Annotated in this window: 13 protein-coding genes; 11 read left to right on the top strand and 2 right to left on the bottom strand. The window is 55.5% G+C overall.

From position 1 onward, the window contains the following. Positions 1-35 precede the first annotated feature (35 nt). The 9 genes from iscS to sseB all read left to right on the top strand — a co-directional run bounded on the left by iscS (position 36) and on the right by sseB (position 7,204). Positions 36-1,250 (top strand): cysteine desulfurase, encoded by a 1,215-nt coding sequence (gene iscS, locus FDW97_RS09365; protein ID WP_038642631.1) that lies wholly within the window; start codon positions 36-38, stop codon positions 1,248-1,250. Positions 1,251-1,276: 26 nt separating this feature from the next. Beyond that, on the top strand, positions 1,277-1,663 hold the full coding sequence (gene iscU, locus FDW97_RS09360; RefSeq protein WP_002913991.1) for a Fe-S cluster assembly scaffold IscU: 387 nt from the start codon (positions 1,277-1,279) through the stop codon (positions 1,661-1,663). A 20-nt stretch (positions 1,664-1,683) separates the two neighbouring features. Next, on the top strand, positions 1,684-2,007 hold the full coding sequence (iscA, locus tag FDW97_RS09355; protein WP_003037681.1) for an iron-sulfur cluster assembly protein IscA: 324 nt from the start codon (positions 1,684-1,686) through the stop codon (positions 2,005-2,007). A gap of 74 nt (positions 2,008-2,081) precedes the next feature. After that, positions 2,082-2,597 carry a co-chaperone HscB gene (gene hscB / locus FDW97_RS09350; RefSeq protein ID WP_137347046.1) on the top strand — a complete coding sequence of 172 codons (516 nt, stop codon included), beginning with the start codon at positions 2,082-2,084 and terminating at the stop codon, positions 2,595-2,597. A 15-nt stretch (positions 2,598-2,612) separates the two neighbouring features. Beyond that, positions 2,613-4,463: a Fe-S protein assembly chaperone HscA gene (gene hscA / locus FDW97_RS09345; RefSeq protein ID WP_137347047.1), complete on the top strand. Its 1,851-nt coding sequence runs from the start codon at positions 2,613-2,615 to the stop codon at positions 4,461-4,463. 1 nt (position 4,464) lies between these two features. Beyond that, the gene (fdx, locus tag FDW97_RS09340; protein WP_137350948.1) at positions 4,465-4,800 is read left to right on the top strand and encodes an ISC system 2Fe-2S type ferredoxin; all 336 of its coding nucleotides are present in this window, start codon (positions 4,465-4,467) and stop codon (positions 4,798-4,800) included. 11 nt (positions 4,801-4,811) lie between these two features. Further along, positions 4,812-5,012 (top strand): Fe-S cluster assembly protein IscX, encoded by a 201-nt coding sequence (gene iscX / locus FDW97_RS09335; protein WP_003037694.1) that lies wholly within the window; start codon positions 4,812-4,814, stop codon positions 5,010-5,012. Between the two features lie 61 nt (positions 5,013-5,073). Continuing rightward, positions 5,074-6,357: an aminopeptidase PepB gene (gene pepB, locus FDW97_RS09330; RefSeq protein ID WP_085049320.1), complete on the top strand. Its 1,284-nt coding sequence runs from the start codon at positions 5,074-5,076 to the stop codon at positions 6,355-6,357. Between the two features lie 70 nt (positions 6,358-6,427). Beyond that, positions 6,428-7,204 carry an enhanced serine sensitivity protein SseB gene (gene sseB, locus FDW97_RS09325; RefSeq protein ID WP_006683467.1) on the top strand — a complete coding sequence of 259 codons (777 nt, stop codon included), beginning with the start codon at positions 6,428-6,430 and terminating at the stop codon, positions 7,202-7,204. A gap of 36 nt (positions 7,205-7,240) precedes the next feature. On the opposite strand, the gene timP is transcribed toward sseB, so the two are convergent. Both timP and sseA read right to left on the bottom strand, forming a co-directional pair. Further along, positions 7,241-7,357 (bottom strand): small toxic inner membrane protein TimP, encoded by a 117-nt coding sequence (gene timP, locus FDW97_RS23640; protein WP_249359792.1) that lies wholly within the window; start codon positions 7,355-7,357, stop codon positions 7,241-7,243. 351 nt (positions 7,358-7,708) lie between these two features. Then, a complete protein-coding gene (gene sseA, locus FDW97_RS09320) occupies positions 7,709-8,560 on the bottom strand; it encodes a 3-mercaptopyruvate sulfurtransferase (protein WP_085049321.1) in 852 nt (283 codons plus the stop codon). 206 nt (positions 8,561-8,766) lie between these two features. On the opposite strand from sseA, the gene FDW97_RS09315 reads away from it, so the two are divergent. Both FDW97_RS09315 and pbpC read left to right on the top strand, forming a co-directional pair. Then, positions 8,767-13,701, top strand: a complete 4,935-nt coding sequence (locus tag FDW97_RS09315) for an alpha-2-macroglobulin (protein WP_137350947.1) — start codon at positions 8,767-8,769, stop codon at positions 13,699-13,701. Further along, positions 13,702-16,014: a peptidoglycan glycosyltransferase PbpC gene (pbpC, locus tag FDW97_RS09310; protein WP_137350946.1), complete on the top strand. Its 2,313-nt coding sequence runs from the start codon at positions 13,702-13,704 to the stop codon at positions 16,012-16,014. Positions 16,015-16,034: the final 20 nt, after the last annotated feature.

Raw genomic sequence — 16,034 nt, 5'->3', positions numbered from 1 at the left:
CTTGCATTGAAGCGATGTACGGAGTTTATAGAGCAATGAAATTACCGATCTATCTCGATTACTCCGCAACCACGCCGGTGGACCCGCGTGTTGCCGAGAAAATGATGCAGTGTCTGACCCTGGACGGAAACTTTGGTAACCCAGCTTCCCGTTCACACCGTTTTGGCTGGCATGCTGAAGAGGCGGTAGATATCGCCCGTAATCAGATCGCTGATCTGGTCGGTGCCGATCCGCGTGAAATCGTCTTTACCTCCGGTGCGACGGAATCCGATAACCTGGCGATTAAAGGTGCAGCCAACTTTTATCAGAAAAAAGGCAAGCACATCATCACCAGCAAAACCGAACACAAAGCCGTGCTGGATACCTGCCGTCAGTTGGAGCGCGAAGGGTTTGAAGTCACTTACCTCGCCCCACAGCGTAACGGTATTATCGACCTGAAAGAACTTGAAGCGGCAATGCGTGACGACACTATCCTCGTGTCCATCATGCACGTGAACAACGAAATTGGCGTGGTGCAGGATATCGCGACTATCGGTGAAATGTGCCGTGCGCGCGGCATCATCTATCACGTTGACGCCACTCAGAGCGTGGGCAAACTGCCTATCGACCTGAGCCAACTGAAAGTTGACCTGATGTCCTTCTCCGGCCACAAAATCTATGGTCCGAAAGGTATCGGCGCGCTGTACGTGCGTCGTAAACCGCGTATTCGTATCGAAGCGCAGATGCACGGCGGCGGTCACGAGCGCGGCATGCGTTCCGGTACTTTGCCTGTCCACCAGATCGTTGGCATGGGTGAAGCGTACCGTATCGCGAAAGAAGAGATGGAAACCGAGATGGCGCGTCTGCGCAGTCTGCGTAACCGTCTGTGGAACGGCGTGAAGGACATGGAAGAAGTGTACCTGAACGGCGATCTCGAACAGGGCGCACCGAACATTCTCAACGTCAGCTTCAACTTTGTTGAAGGCGAGTCGCTGATTATGGCGTTGAAAGACCTGGCGGTATCCTCCGGTTCTGCATGTACTTCAGCAAGCCTGGAGCCATCCTACGTACTGCGCGCGCTGGGTATGACCGACGAGCTGGCACACAGCTCAATTCGTTTCTCTTTAGGTCGTTTCACTACCGAAGAAGAGATTGACTACGCCATCAATCTGGTTCGCAACTCCATTGGCCGTCTGCGCGACCTTTCTCCACTGTGGGAAATGTTCAAACAGGGCGTGGATTTGAACAGTATTGAATGGTCACATCACTAATTCGGCACCAATAAGGAGAATTCAACATGGCTTACAGCGAAAAAGTTATCGATCACTACGAGAATCCACGTAACGTGGGCTCTTTTGACAACAGCGACGAGAACGTGGGTAGCGGCATGGTCGGCGCACCGGCCTGTGGCGACGTGATGAAGTTGCAGATCAAAGTCAACAATGAGGGTATCATTGAAGACGCGCGTTTCAAGACTTACGGCTGCGGTTCCGCTATTGCCTCCAGCTCTCTGGTTACCGAATGGGTAAAAGGGAAATCTCTGGACGAAGCACAGGCGATTAAAAACACCGATATCGCCGACGAGCTTGAACTGCCACCGGTGAAAATTCACTGCTCTATCCTGGCTGAAGACGCGATTAAAGCCGCGATTGCGGATTACAAAAGCAAACGTGAAGCAAAATAATTAAGAGTTGAGGTTTTATTATGTCGATTACCTTAAGCGACAGTGCAGCAGCGCGTGTAAATACCTTCCTGGCTAACCGCGGTAAGGGGTTTGGCCTGCGTCTGGGCGTGAGAACCTCCGGCTGCTCAGGTATGGCCTATGTACTGGAATTTGTTGACGAGCCGGCGGCTGAAGATACCGTGTTTGAAGACAAAGGCGTTAAAGTTGTGGTCGACGGTAAGAGCCTGCAATTTCTCGACGGTACGCAGTTAGACTTCGTCAAAGAAGGTCTGAACGAAGGGTTTAAGTTCACTAACCCGAATGTGAAAGACGAATGTGGATGCGGCGAAAGCTTCCACGTATAACGCGCTCACCGATAACCCCACACGCATGATTTTACGTGTGGGGTTTGTTCTAACAGGCTACCCCAGAGATAGTTATGGATTACTTCACTCTCTTCGGATTACCCGCTCAATATCCTATTGATCTCCAGGCCCTGACGATCCGTTTTCAGGATCTACAACGTCAGTATCATCCTGATAAATTCGCCAGCGGTTCTCAGGCGGAACAACTTGCTGCGGTTTCGCAGTCCGCCACTATCAACCAGGCCTGGCAAACGCTGCGTCATCCCTTGATGCGCGCCGAATACTTATTGTCTTTACACGGTTTTGATATTCGCAATGAGCAGCACACGGTGCGTGATACCGCGTTCCTGATGGAGCAACTGGAACTGCGGGAAGAGCTTGACGAGATCGGGCAGACGAAAGACGAATCGCGACTGGAAAGTTTTATCCAGCGCGTGAAAAAAATGTTTGAAAGTCGCCATCAACTGATGGTTGAACAGCTGGATAACGAGATGTGGGACGCGGCGGCGGATACCGTGCGTAAGCTGCGTTTTCTCGATAAACTGCGAAGCAGTGCAGAACAACTCGAAGAAAAACTGCTCGATTTTTAATTTCCGGAAGCGAAAATGGCCTTATTACAAATTAGTGAGCCTGGTCTGAGCGCCGCGCCGCACCAGCGTCGTCTGGCGGTAGGTATCGATTTAGGCACTACCAACTCCCTGGTTGCAACCGTACGCAGCGGCCAGGCCGAAACGCTGGCAGACCATGAGGGTCGCCACCTGTTGCCGTCAGTGGTTCACTATCAGCCGCAGGGCTACTCTGTCGGTTACGATGCCCGCGCCAATGCCGCGCTTGACCCGACCAATACCGTTAGTTCGGTAAAACGCATGATGGGCCGCTCTCTGGCGGATATCCAGGTGCGCTATCCGCATCAGCCTTATACGTTTCAGGCCAGTGAAAACGGCCTGCCGATGATTGAAACCGCTGCCGGTTTACTTAATCCGGTGCGCGTATCTGCTGACATTTTGAAAGCGCTGGCCGCGCGGGCAACCGAATCGCTGTCCGGTGAACTGGACGGCGTCGTGATCACCGTTCCGGCATATTTTGACGATGCACAGCGTCAGGGAACCAAAGACGCCGCGCGCCTGGCTGGTCTGCACGTATTACGTCTGCTGAATGAGCCGACCGCTGCGGCGATCGCTTATGGCCTGGACTCCGGTCAGGAAGGCGTGATCGCAGTCTATGACCTTGGCGGCGGTACCTTTGATATTTCTATTCTGCGCCTGAGCCGCGGCGTGTTCGAAGTGCTGGCGACCGGCGGTGATTCCGCGCTCGGCGGCGATGATTTTGACCATCTGCTCGCCGATTACATTCGCGAGCAGGCGGGGGTTGCCGATCGCAGCGACAACCGCGTACAGCGTGAACTGTTGGATGCCGCCATTGCGGCGAAAATTGCGCTCAGCGACGCCGATTCTGTAACGGTTAACGTGGCGGGATGGCAGGGTGAAATCACCCGTGAAACCTTCAATGAACTGATTTCCGCACTGGTTAAGCGTACGCTGCTGGCCTGCCGTCGCGCGCTGAAAGATGCGGGCGTTGAGCCGCAGGATGTGTTGGAAGTGGTGATGGTCGGTGGTTCAACCCGCGTGCCGCTGGTACGTGAACGCGTTGGTGAGTTTTTTGGCCGTACGCCGCTGACCTCTATCGACCCGGATAAAGTGGTCGCTATCGGCGCGGCAATCCAGGCGGATATTCTGGTCGGGAATAAACCAGACAGCGAAATGCTGCTGCTGGACGTCATTCCGCTGTCCCTGGGCCTTGAAACCATGGGCGGTCTGGTGGAGAAAGTGATCCCGCGTAACACCACTATCCCGGTGGCGCGTGCGCAGGACTTTACCACCTTTAAAGACGGCCAGACCGCGATGTCCATCCACGTGATGCAAGGCGAGCGTGAGCTGGTGCAGGACTGTCGTTCACTGGCGCGCTTTGCGCTGCGCGGTATTCCTGCGCTGCCAGCAGGCGGCGCGCATATCCGTGTGACCTTTCAGGTGGATGCCGATGGGCTGCTGAGCGTCACCGCTATGGAGAAATCCACCGGCGTTGAGTCCTCCATTCAGGTCAAACCGTCCTATGGTCTGACCGACGGTGAAATCGCCTCCATGATTCAGGATTCGATGAGTTTTGCCGAGCAGGACGTCAAAGCCCGTATGCTGGCAGAACAGAAAGTCGAAGCGGCACGTGTACTGGAAAGCTTATCCGGTGCGCTGAACGCTGATGCCGCGCTGTTAAGCGCCGCAGAGCGTCAGGCTATCGACACCGCCGCCGCGCACTTGAGCGAGGTTGCGCAGGGTGACGATGTTGACGCGATAGAACAAGCCATTAAAAACGTAGACAAACAAACCCAGGAATTCGCCGCTCGCCGCATGGACAAATCCGTCCGTAGCGCGCTGAAAGGCCATTCCGTGGACGAGGTTTAATATGCCAAAGATTGTTATTTTGCCTCATCAGGATCTCTGTCCCGATGGCGCAGTTCTGGAAGCTGAGACTGGCGAAACCATTCTCGACGTTGCCCTGCGTAACGGCATCGAGATTGAACATGCCTGTGAAAAATCCTGTGCCTGTACGACCTGTCACTGCATCGTACGTGAAGGTTTTGATTCTTTGCCGGAAAGCACGGAAGAAGAAGACGACATGCTGGATAAAGCCTGGGGCCTGGAGCCGGAGAGCCGTTTAAGCTGTCAGGCGCGGGTAACCGCGGACGATTTAGTGGTCGAAATCCCACGTTACACAATCAATCATGCACGTGAGCATTAACAGAGGGTAGTATGGGACTGAAGTGGACCGATAGCCGTGAAATCGGTGAAGCGCTGTACGACGCCTTCCCCGATCTCGATCCCAAGACCGTTCGTTTCACCGATCTGCACCAATGGATCTGTGACCTGGAAGAGTTCGATGATGATCCACAGGCATCGAACGAAAAAATCCTTGAGGCCATTTTACTGGTCTGGCTGGACGAAGCCGAATAAGTCAACGGGCTGCCCACGGGTGGCCCGTTTTCCTGTATGCGCGAAAATAAGGATAAATAAAATGACAGAAGCCATGAAAATTACGCTTTCCACGCAACCTGCCGATGCCCGCTGGGGTGAAAAGGCAACATACAGCATTAATAATGAAGGCATTACCCTGCACCTGAACGGAAAAGATGACCTCGGCCTTATCCAGCGCGCCGCGCGTAAAATCGATGGCCTGGGTATTAAACATGTGCAACTGGACGGTGAAGGCTGGGATACCGAACGCAGCTGGGCTTTCTGGCAGGGTTATAAAGGACCGAAAGGCAGTCGCAAAGTTGAGTGGGCTACCCTTGACGAAGCACAGCGCAAAGAGCTGGATAACCGTCTGAAGATTATTGACTGGGTGCGCGATACCATTAATGCCCCGGCGGAAGAACTGGGCCCGGAACAACTGGCGCAGCGCGCGGTCGACCTGCTGTGCTCTGTTGCCTGCGATAACGTCTCTTACCGCATCACCAAAGGCGAAGATCTGCGTGAGCAGAACTACATGGGGCTGCATACCGTGGGGCGCGGTTCTGAGCGTCCTCCGGTGCTGCTGGCGCTGGACTACAACCCGACTGGCGACAAAGAAGCCCCGGTTTACGCCTGTTTGGTTGGCAAAGGCATTACTTTTGACTCCGGCGGTTACAGCATCAAGCAAAGCGCATTTATGGACTCAATGAAGTCCGATATGGGCGGTGCGGCAACGGTTACCGGCGCGCTGGCGTTTGCCATCACCCGTGGTCTGAACAAGCGTGTGAAGCTGTACCTGTGCTGCGCGGATAACCTGATCAGCGGCAACGCCTTTAAGCTGGGCGATATTATTCACTATCGCAACGGCAAAAAAGTGGAAGTGATGAATACCGATGCGGAAGGACGCCTGGTGCTGGCGGATGGTCTGATCGACGCCAGCGCGCAAAAACCGGAGCTGATTATTGATGCAGCTACGCTGACCGGCGCCGCGAAAACCGCCCTGGGTAACGATTATCACGCGTTGTTCAGTTTTGACGACAAGCTGGCTGCCCGTCTGCTGGCAAGCGCGGCACAAGAAAACGAGCCGTTCTGGCGTCTGCCGTTGGCTGAGTTCCACCGTAGTCAACTGCCGTCTAACTTTGCCGAGCTGAATAACACCGGCAGTGCGGCCTATCCGGCGGGTGCGAGCACTGCAGCAGGCTTCCTGTCTCATTTTGTGGAAAACTACCAGCAAGGCTGGCTGCACATCGACTGCTCTGCAACTTATCGCAAAGCGCCAGTTGAGCAGTGGTCTGCGGGCGCAACCGGTCTGGGTGTGCGCACCATCGCGAATCTGCTGACCGCATAATTCATGACTGTATTGCCGGATGGCGCTACGCTTATCCGGCCTACATGTATTCATCCAATTTGTGATCCTTATGTCCGAAACAAAAAATGAATTAGAAACGTTGCTGGAACAAGCGGCGACAGAGCCTGCGCATCGACCGGCATTTTTCCGTACTTTACTTGAATCCACCGTCTGGGTGCCGGGTACTGCTGCAGAAGGCGAGGCGGTGGTTGAAGACAGTGCCCTCGACCTTCAGCACTGGGAAAAAGAAGACGGCACAACCGTGATCCCGTTCTTTACTTCCCTTGAGGCCCTGCAGCAGGCGGTTGAAGATGAGCAAGCATTTGTCGTTATGCCGGTGCGTACGTTATTTGAAATGACGCTCGGCGAAACGCTGTTTCTCAACGCGAAACTGCCGACCGGCAAAGAGTTTATGCCGCGTGAAATCAGTCTGCTGATCGGTGATGAGGGGAGTCCGCTAAGCACCCAGGAGGTACTGGAAGGCGGCGAATCGCTGATCCTCTCTGAAGTCGCTGAACCTCCAGCGCAGATGATTGACTCGCTGACCACGCTGTTTAAAACCATCAAGCCGGTAAAACGCGCGTTTCTCTGCTCAATCAAAGAAAGTGCGGAAGCTCAGCCAAACCTGTTGATCGGGATTGAAGCTGACGGTGATATTGAAGAGATCATCCACGCTGCGGGCAGCGTCGCGACCGACACATTGCCGGGCGATGAACCGATTGATATTTGCCAGGTGAAGAAAGGCGAGAAGGGTGTCAGCCACTTTATCACCGAGCATATCGCACCATTCTACGAACGCCGCTGGGGCGGCTTCCTGCGCGACTTTAAACAAAACCGGATTATCTGAGTGAAGGAAAGCCGCCCCGAAGGGCGGCTACCAGGCTTACTTGCCCTGGGTGCTGAGCGTCACGTGTATGGAATTACCTGGGTAATCCCGATCCCCGTGAAGACACAACGCGCCAGAAACAACAAGCACGATACAGAAGTATCGTATCTTCATTGCGCGGTCCATGCGAAGACCGCATCACGACAGCACCACTGGCGATAATGCCGCGATAGCAAGCGCTGAGACGCGCTTGCATAAACGGCCATGGGACATCCTTTCCTGAAGCCAGCGCCCGTTTGCGAGACGGCGGAAAGGGCCGGGGAAGATAATACGCTAAATATTGAATAGTTTCCCTGCTAATCAACTTGACTTTCGCTCCCTTAAAAGGGAGTATTTGTTTGCTGAGACGCGCTTGCATTGCTATGGTGACATAGCCTGCTGGAAAGGCCGCGAACCGGACTGGCACAAAAAAACCGCTCATTTGGGCGGTTTTTTTGTGGGCGAAAAAGATGAGTAAATCAGATTTTATTTAGCCTCAGATGGTTCTACCGGTAAATCGTTGCGCGCTCCCCATTCGCTCCACGCCCCGTCATACAGTGCGACGTTCGAAACATCCAGCGTGGCAAGCGCCAGTACCACCACGGCAGCCGTTACGCCGGAGCCGCAGCTGGCGATAATGGGGCGGTCAAAGCTCACGCCGTGGCTGAAGAAAATAGCATCCAGCTCATCGGTAGTTTTGAGTTCGCCGTCACGAACCAGCTCTGTCCACGGAACGTTAAGCGCACCGGGTACATGACCACGCTTCAGGCCTGGACGCGGCTCGTCAACTTCGGCATTAAAACGCGCAGCCGGGCGGGCATCGACGATCTGCGCCGTTTTTTCATGACTGGCCAGCAGCACATCGGTGACGCGCACCACGGCTTCAGGCGTAAATGCGACGTTAAATTCGCCTTCGGGTAACTCCTCGTTTCCTTCCTGCAGCATGAGCTCATCGCGCTGCCAGCCAGCAAGACCGCCCGCCAGAATGGAGACATTCTCGACGCCAAAAGTCCGCAGCATCCACCATGCGCGCGGCGCCGAAAACAGATTGCCGTCATCGTAGACAACCAGATGTTTATCCTGATGAACACCCAATTCGCGCATCGCGACAGCGAAGGCTTCCGGGCGCGGCATCATGTGCGGCAAGGGCGAGGTATGGTCGGAAAGCGCTTCAATATCAAAAAAAACGGCGCCAGGAATATGACCTGCGCGATACTCCTCGCCAACATCGCGATCTTCCTGACCTGGAGGTGCCATCCGGGCATCAAGGATTTGTATTTCCGGGTCGTCAATGTGTTCGGCAAGCCAGTCGGCAGCGACAAAGAAGGCGGTGGTCATAGGCATCTCCATTTTTACCAGGTTTTGGCAAATTGTCGGACGTTTAGTGCAAAGCGACAAGTAAAAGAGGCTGATTTGTCAGGCGAATCCACATTAATCACGAAAATTAGGACAACGTTGTTCATTTACTGGCTTCCACAGCCTGAAAACTAACGCATAATAGTTGTTCTACGTAGCTAACGGGCCACTACGGCCAGGGATGAAAAATGAAACATTTACGCGTAGCGGCCTGCATGCTGATGCTGGCACTTGTCGGGTGTGATAATAATAACGAAAAATCGACGACGGCTGCGAAGCCGGATGCACCTGCTCCGCAGACTGCGCCCGCAAAAGACAAGACCCAGTTAGAGAAGCTGATGCAACAAAGTCAGGGCAAGTCGCTGACGCTGTTAGATGCCTCAGAGGTCCAGCTCGACGGCGCGGCAACGCTCGTGTTGACCTTCTCCATTCCCCTCGATCCGGAACAGGATTTTTCCCGCGTAGTGCACGTTGTCGATAAAAAAAGCGGCAAAGTCGATGGTGCCTGGGAGCTGGCGCCAAACCTGAAAGAGCTACGCTTACGGCACCTCGAACCTAACCGGGAACTGGTGGTTACCATTGAGCGTGATTTACTGGCGCTGAATAAAGCGACGTTTGGTATCGATTATGAAAAAAATATCACCACACGTGACGTCCAGCCGAGCGTAGGGTTCGCCAGTCGCGGTTCGCTACTGCCGGGAAAAGTGATTGAAGGGCTGCCGGTGATGGCGCTCAACGTTAACAGTGTGGATGTGAATTTTTATCGCGTGAAGCCAGAGTCGCTCGGCGCGTTTGTCAGCCAGTGGGAATACCGCAATTCGTTGTCGAACTGGGAATCCGATAATCTGCTGAAAATGGCGGAACTGGTCTATACCGGACGCTTTGACCTCAACCCTGCGCGCAACACTCGCGAAAAGCTGTTGCTGCCGCTGAGCGAAATCAAACCGTTGCAGCAGGCTGGTGTTTACATCGCGGTGATGAATCAGGCCGGAAAATACAACTACAGTAATGCCGCGACGCTGTTTACGCTCAGCGATATTGGTGTGTCAGCGCATCGTTACCATAATCAACTGGATATCTTTACGCAGAGTCTGGAAAACGGCGCAGCGCAGCAGGGCATTGACGTCACATTACTCAACGAAAAAGGGCAGACGCTGGCGCAAGCCACCAGTGACGCGCAGGGGCATGTACAGCTTAAGACTGATAAAGAAGCTGCCTTATTGCTGGCCCGCAAAGACGGGCAGACTACGCTGCTTGACCTGAAACTTCCGGCATTGGATCTGGCTGAGTTTGATATTGCCGGCGCACCGGGATACAGCAAACAGTTCTTTATGTTTGGTCCGCGCGATCTCTATCGCCCCGGTGAAACGGTGATCCTCAATGGATTACTACGTGACAGCGACGGTAAAACGTTGCCCGACCAGCCGGTGAAGCTGGAAGTGGTCAAGCCCGACGGACAGGTTTTACGCTCGGTTGTCAGCCAGCCGGAGAACGGTCTGTACCGCTTTAGCTGGCCGCTGGATAGCAGCGCGCCGACCGGTATGTGGCATATTCGCGCCAATACTGGCGACAACCAGTCGCGGATGTGGGATTTCCACGTTGAAGATTTTATGCCAGAGCGGATGGCGCTCAATCTCACCGCCAGCAAAATGCCGGTAGCGCCAACTGATGAAGTGAAATTCTCGGTGGTGGGTTACTACCTGTACGGCGCGCCCGCCAACGGCAACGCTCTGCAAGGCCAGCTTTTCCTGCGCCCGTTACGCGAAGCGGTGCAGACACTGCCGGGGTTTCAGTTTGGTAATATTGCCGAAGAAAACCTTTCCCGCAGTCTTGATGAAGTTCAGCTCACGCTGGACGATCACGGTCGCGGCGAAGTGACCGCCAACAGCCAGTGGCAGGAGACGCATTCCCCGTTACAGGTGGTGTTGCAAGCCAGCCTGCTGGAGTCGGGTGGCCGCCCGGTGACGCGTCGGGTTGAACAAGCCATCTGGCCTGCGGATACGCTGCCGGGGATTCGACCGCAGTTTGCGGCGAAAGCTGTTTATGATTATCGCACTGACACCACGGTGAATCAGCCTATCGTCGATGAAGACAGCAATGCTGCTTTCGATATCGTTTATGCCGATGCGCAAGGCGATAAAAAAGCGGTGTCCGGCTTGCAGGTGCGTTTGATCCGCGAACGTCGTGATTATTACTGGAACTGGACTGAAGGCGAGGGCTGGCAATCGCAGTTTGATCAAAAAGATCTGATCGAAGGTGAGCAGACTCTGGATCTTAAGGCCGATGAAACCGGTAAAGTGAGCTTCCCGGTTGAGTGGGGCGCTTATCGTCTGGAAGTAAAAGCGCCGAATGATGCGGTGAGCAGCGTGCGCTTCTGGGCGGGTTATAGCTGGCAGGATAATAGCGACGGCAGCGGCTCTGTTCGCCCCGATCGTGTGACCCTGAAACTGGATAAACCCGGCTATCGTCCTGGCGATACCATGAAGCTGCATATTGCCGCCCCCGCGGCTGGCAAAGGTTATGCGATGGTAGAATCCAGCGAAGGACCGTTGTGGTGGCAAGAAATAGACGTGCCTGCGAATGGCCTGGACCTCACTATTCCAGTCGATAAAACCTGGAATCGCCACGATTTGTATCTCAGTGCGCTGGTGGTTCGTCCTGGCGACAAATCCCGTTCGGCGACGCCAAAACGGGCGGTTGGGTTGCTGCATTTACCGCTGGGCGATGAAAATCGTCGTCTGGGACTGGTGCTGGAAAGTCCGACGAAAATACGCCCAAATCAGCCATTAACCGTCAAGATTAAAGCCAGCGTTAAAAATGGCGACGTGCCAAAACAGGTTAACGTACTGGTCTCTGCCGTTGATAGCGGGGTGTTGAACATCACTGATTACGTTACGCCCGACCCATGGCAGGCGTTTTTCGGACAAAAACGCTATGGTGCGGATATTTATGATATCTACGGTCAGGTCATCGAAGGACAAGGACGTCTGGCGGCGCTGCGCTTTGGTGGCGATGGCGATGAGTTAAAGCGTGGCGGTAAGCCTCCGGTTAATCACGTCAATATCGTGGCGCAACAGGCGTTACCGGTCACGCTTAACGAGCAGGGCGAAGGTACGGTGACGTTACCGATTGGTGATTTCAACGGCGAGCTGCGGGTCATGGCGCAGGCCTGGACGGCGGATGACTTTGGCAGCAGCGAAAGCAAAGTGATTGTCGCCGCGCCGGTGATTGCTGAACTGAACATGCCGCGCTTTCTGGCGGGGGGAGATACTTCGCGCCTGACGCTGGACGTGACCAACCTGACCGATAAACCACAGACGCTGAATATTAACCTCGCGGCCAGCGGTTTACTGGAACTGATAGGGCAAGATCTTGCGCCTGTGAATCTGGCGCCAGGCGTACGGACTACGCTGTTTATTCCGGTGCGCGCGCGGGAAGGCTTTGGCGAGGGGGAAATTCAGGCGCAGATTAGCGGTCTGTCTCTGCCAGGGGAGACGCTGCCTGTGCAGCACAAACAGTGGAAGATTGGCGTGCGCCCGGCGTTTCCCGCGCAAACTGTCAATAATGGCGTTGCGCTCCAGCCGGGGGCAACCTGGCAGCTGCCAGGCGAAGAGTTGGCTAATTTCTCTCCTGTGACAATGCAGGGACAATTGCTGTTTAGCGGTAAACCGCCGCTGAATCTGGCGCGCTACATCCGTGAACTGAAAGCTTACCCTTACGGTTGTCTTGAGCAAACGGCGAGCGGGTTGTTCCCCTCTTTATACACCAATGCCGCGCAACTGAAGGCATTAGGTATCGCGGGCGACAGTGATGAAAAACGCCGTGCGGCAGTAGAGATTGGCATTTCCCGTTTACTGCAAATGCAGCGCGATAACGGCGGTTTTGCGCTGTGGGATAAGAACGGGCCGGAAGAGTACTGGCTGACCGCGTACGTAATGGATTTCCTCGTCCGCGCGAACGAACAAGGCTACAGCGTCCCGGTTGAGGTGATTAACCGGGGGAACGAGCGGCTGCTGCGTTATTTGCAGGATCCAGGGATGATGTCGATTCGTTATACCGATGACTCGTCTGCAAGCCGGTTTGCTGTACAGGCCTATGCCGCGCTGGTGTTGGCTCGTCAGCAAAAAGCCCCGCTTGGCGCACTGCGTGAAATCTGGGAGCGCCGCGCTCAGGCGGCTTCTGGTTTACCGCTGTTGCAACTGGGGATCGCGCTGAAAAACATGGGCGATGCTAATCGCAGTGAACAGGCGCTTACGTTGGCGCTGAATACACCGCGTCGCGATGCACAACAGTGGATGGCGGATTACGGCAGTCAGCTACGCGACAACGCGCTGATGCTGGCATTGCTGGAAGAGAACAAGCTCAAACCTGAAGAGCAGAATACGTTGCTGAACACATTGTCAGAACAGGCCTTTGGTCAGCGCTGGCTCTCTACTCAGGAAAATAATGCGTTGTTCCTTGCCGCGCGTACGTTACAGGATTTACCTGGCACGTGGCAGGCGCAAACATCACTCTCTGAACAACCGTTAGCAGGTGATAAATCGCAAACCCGGAATCTGGATGCCGACGAGCTGTCCACGCTGAGCGTCACGAATACCGGTAATCTGCCGCTGTGGCTGCGTCTGGATGTCAGCGGTTATCCGCAAACCGCACCGACGCCTGCCAGCAACGTCCTGCATATTGAACGTCAGATCCTGGGACTCGACGGGAGCAGCAAATCACTGGATTCTCTGCGCAGCGGCGAACTGGTGCTGGTCTGGCTGGACGTTAAAGCCAGCCAGAACGTGCCGGATGCGCTGGTCGTCGACTTACTGCCTGCCGGACTGGAGCTGGAAAACCAAAATCTGGCTAACGGCAGCGCCAGTCTGCAGGATAGCGGTAACGAAGTGGCGAACCTGCTCAATCAGATGCAGCAGGCGGATATCCAGCATATTGAGTTCCGTGACGATCGCTTTGTCGCTGCGGTGGCGGTCAATGAAGGACAGCCGGTTACGCTGGTCTATCTGGCGAGAGCAGTAACACCGGGAACGTATCAGGTTCCCGTCCCGCAGGTGGAATCAATGTATGTTCCGCAGTGGCGGGCAACCGGTGCGGCAGAGGGGCTTTTGATTGTCAGACCATAAATGATGCGCGGGTTGGGTAAACGCGGCTGCTGGCTCTGGCTGGCAGCCGTTGCGCTAGTGTTTGTGATGGCGATTTGGGCGGCAGACAAAATCTGGCCGCTGCCGCTTCATGAGGTGGATCCCGCGCGTGTCGTGGTGGCGCACGATGGTACGCCTCTCTGGCGCTTCGCCGACACGGACGGTATCTGGCGTTATCCGGTGACGATTGATGAGGTATCCCCCCGCTACCTTCAGGCCTTAATTAACTACGAAGACCGTTGGTTCTGGAAACACCCCGGGGTCAATCCATTTTCAGTGCTGCGCGCCGCATGGCAGGACCTCTCCTCAGGGCGTGTCGTCTCGGGCGGCAGTACGCTCACCATGCAGGTGGCGCGTTTACTCGATCCCCACCCGCGCACCTTTGGCGGCAAGTTTCGCCAGCTCTGGCGCGCGTTGCAACTGGAATGGCATCTGTCCAAGCGCGACATTCTGACGCTGTATCTTAACCGTGCGCCGTTTGGCGGCACGCTGCAAGGCGTGGGCGCAGCGAGCTGGGCCTATCTTGGCAAATCGCCTGCACAACTGAGCTACTCCGATGCAGCATTGCTGGCTGTGCTGCCACAGGCGCCGAGCCGTCTGCGTCCGGACCGTTGGCCGGAGCGCGCTGAAGCGGCGCGTAATAAAGTGCTCGAACGTATGGCAATTCAGGGCATTTGGTCCGCAAAACAGGTGCAGGAGTCACGCGAAGAGCCGGTCTGGCTGGCCCCCAGGCAGATGCCGCAGTTAGCGCCGTTATTTTCGCGCATGATGCTGGGAAAAAGCCGCAGCGATAAAATCGTGACTACCCTTGACGCCGGGTTGCAGCGGCAACTCGAAGAGCTGGCGCAAAACTGGAAAGGGCGATTGCCGGCGCGCAGTTCGCTGGCGATGATTGTGGTCGATCACACCGATATGAGCGTGCGTGGCTGGGTGGGGTCAGTGGATATGAATGATGACTCCCGCTTTGGTCATGTGGATATGGTGAATGCGATCCGCTCGCCGGGATCGGTGCTGAAGCCGTTTATCTATGGTCTGGCGCTGGATGACGGATTAATTCATCCCGCTTCGTTGTTGCAGGATGTACCACGGCGAACCGGTGATTATCGACCGGGGAATTTTGACAGTGGTTTTCACGGACCGGTAAGTATGAGCGAGGCGCTGGTACGTTCGTTGAATTTACCTGCGGTCCAGGTTCTGGAAGCCTATGGCCCGAAGCGTTTTGCCGCATCGTTACGTAACGTCGGTTTACCGTTATATCTGCCCGCAGGGGCTGCGCCGAATCTGTCGCTGATTTTGGGCGGGGCGGGGGCAAGGCTTGATGATATGGCGGCGGCGTATAGCGCCTTTGCCCGCCACGGGAAGGCGGGTAAATTGCGCCTGCAGCCGGCAGACCCGCTACTGGAGCGCCCGCTGATGTCGGCAGGCGCGGCGTGGATTATTCGCCGGATTATGGCTGACGAAGCACAACCGCTACCGGATAACGCACTGAGCAGAGTGGTTCCTCTGGCGTGGAAAACGGGTACCAGCTATGGCTATCGCGATGCGTGGGCGATTGGGATTAACGCCCGTTATGTGATTGGCATCTGGACCGGCAGGCCCGACGGTACGCCGGTGGTGGGGCAGTTTGGCTTTGCCAGCGCCGTACCGCTGCTCAATCAGGTCAACAATCTGCTGCTCTCTCGCGGGACGTATCAGCCGGAAGACCCCCGTCCTGAATCCGTTAGCCGCGGCGTGGTATGTTGGCCGGGTGGGCAATCTCTTGCGGCTGGAGACAGTAACTGTCGCCGCCGTCTGGCAACCTGGCTACTGGATGGCAGTCAGCCGCCAACACTGTTATTACCCGAGCAGGAAGGCGTTAACGGCATTCGTTTCCCTGTCTGGCTGGACGGAGAGGGCAAACGCGTGGCGGCGGATTGCCCGCAGGCGCGCGAACAGACGCTTATCGTCTGGCCCTTGCCGCTTGAACCATGGCTGCCGGAATCAGAGCGCCGTGGGGCGAGATTACCGCCTGTTTCTGCCACATGTCCGCCGTTGGGGCAGGATCCCGGGTTACCGTTGCAGTTGACAGGTCTGCGCGATGGCGCGATTGTGAAGCGTTTACCTGGTTCTCCAGAGGCTTCATTGCCGGTGCAAACCAGCGGTGGAACAGGCGATCGCTGGTGGTTTCTTAACGGACAACGTCTGGACGAGCGCGGGCGTCACCTGACGCTACGTCTGACGGTCAAAGGGGATTACCAACTGCTGGTGATGGATGACGCCGGACAGGTGGCGACGGTGAGATTTTCGGTGCAGTAGACCAGTTGGTGAGTATTTGT

This window comes from Citrobacter sp. wls708 (genome assembly GCF_005281255.1).
GTDB classification, from domain to species: Bacteria; Pseudomonadota; Gammaproteobacteria; order Enterobacterales; family Enterobacteriaceae; genus Citrobacter; species Citrobacter werkmanii.
Note: the sequence above shows the minus strand (reverse complement) of the source record. Positions and strands in the feature narration are given on the sequence as shown.

Excerpts from the sequence above, each read along its gene's own strand:
- iscS (WP_038642631.1), top strand. The coding sequence starts at position 36 with ATGAAATTACCGATCTATCTCGATTACTCCGCAACCACGCCGGTGGAC.
- iscU (WP_002913991.1), top strand. The coding sequence starts at position 1,277 with ATGGCTTACAGCGAAAAAGTTATCGATCACTACGAGAATCCACGTAAC.
- iscA (WP_003037681.1), top strand. The coding sequence starts at position 1,684 with ATGTCGATTACCTTAAGCGACAGTGCAGCAGCGCGTGTAAATACCTTC.
- hscB (WP_137347046.1), top strand. The coding sequence starts at position 2,082 with ATGGATTACTTCACTCTCTTCGGATTACCCGCTCAATATCCTATTGAT.
- hscA (WP_137347047.1), top strand. The coding sequence starts at position 2,613 with ATGGCCTTATTACAAATTAGTGAGCCTGGTCTGAGCGCCGCGCCGCAC.
- fdx (WP_137350948.1), top strand. The coding sequence starts at position 4,465 with ATGCCAAAGATTGTTATTTTGCCTCATCAGGATCTCTGTCCCGATGGC.
- iscX (WP_003037694.1), top strand. The coding sequence starts at position 4,812 with ATGGGACTGAAGTGGACCGATAGCCGTGAAATCGGTGAAGCGCTGTAC.
- pepB (WP_085049320.1), top strand. The coding sequence starts at position 5,074 with ATGACAGAAGCCATGAAAATTACGCTTTCCACGCAACCTGCCGATGCC.
- sseB (WP_006683467.1), top strand. The coding sequence starts at position 6,428 with ATGTCCGAAACAAAAAATGAATTAGAAACGTTGCTGGAACAAGCGGCG.
- timP (WP_249359792.1), bottom strand. The coding sequence starts at position 7,357 with ATGAAGATACGATACTTCTGTATCGTGCTTGTTGTTTCTGGCGCGTTG.
- sseA (WP_085049321.1), bottom strand. The coding sequence starts at position 8,560 with ATGACCACCGCCTTCTTTGTCGCTGCCGACTGGCTTGCCGAACACATT.
- FDW97_RS09315 (WP_137350947.1), top strand. The coding sequence starts at position 8,767 with ATGAAACATTTACGCGTAGCGGCCTGCATGCTGATGCTGGCACTTGTC.
- pbpC (WP_137350946.1), top strand. The coding sequence starts at position 13,702 with ATGATGCGCGGGTTGGGTAAACGCGGCTGCTGGCTCTGGCTGGCAGCC.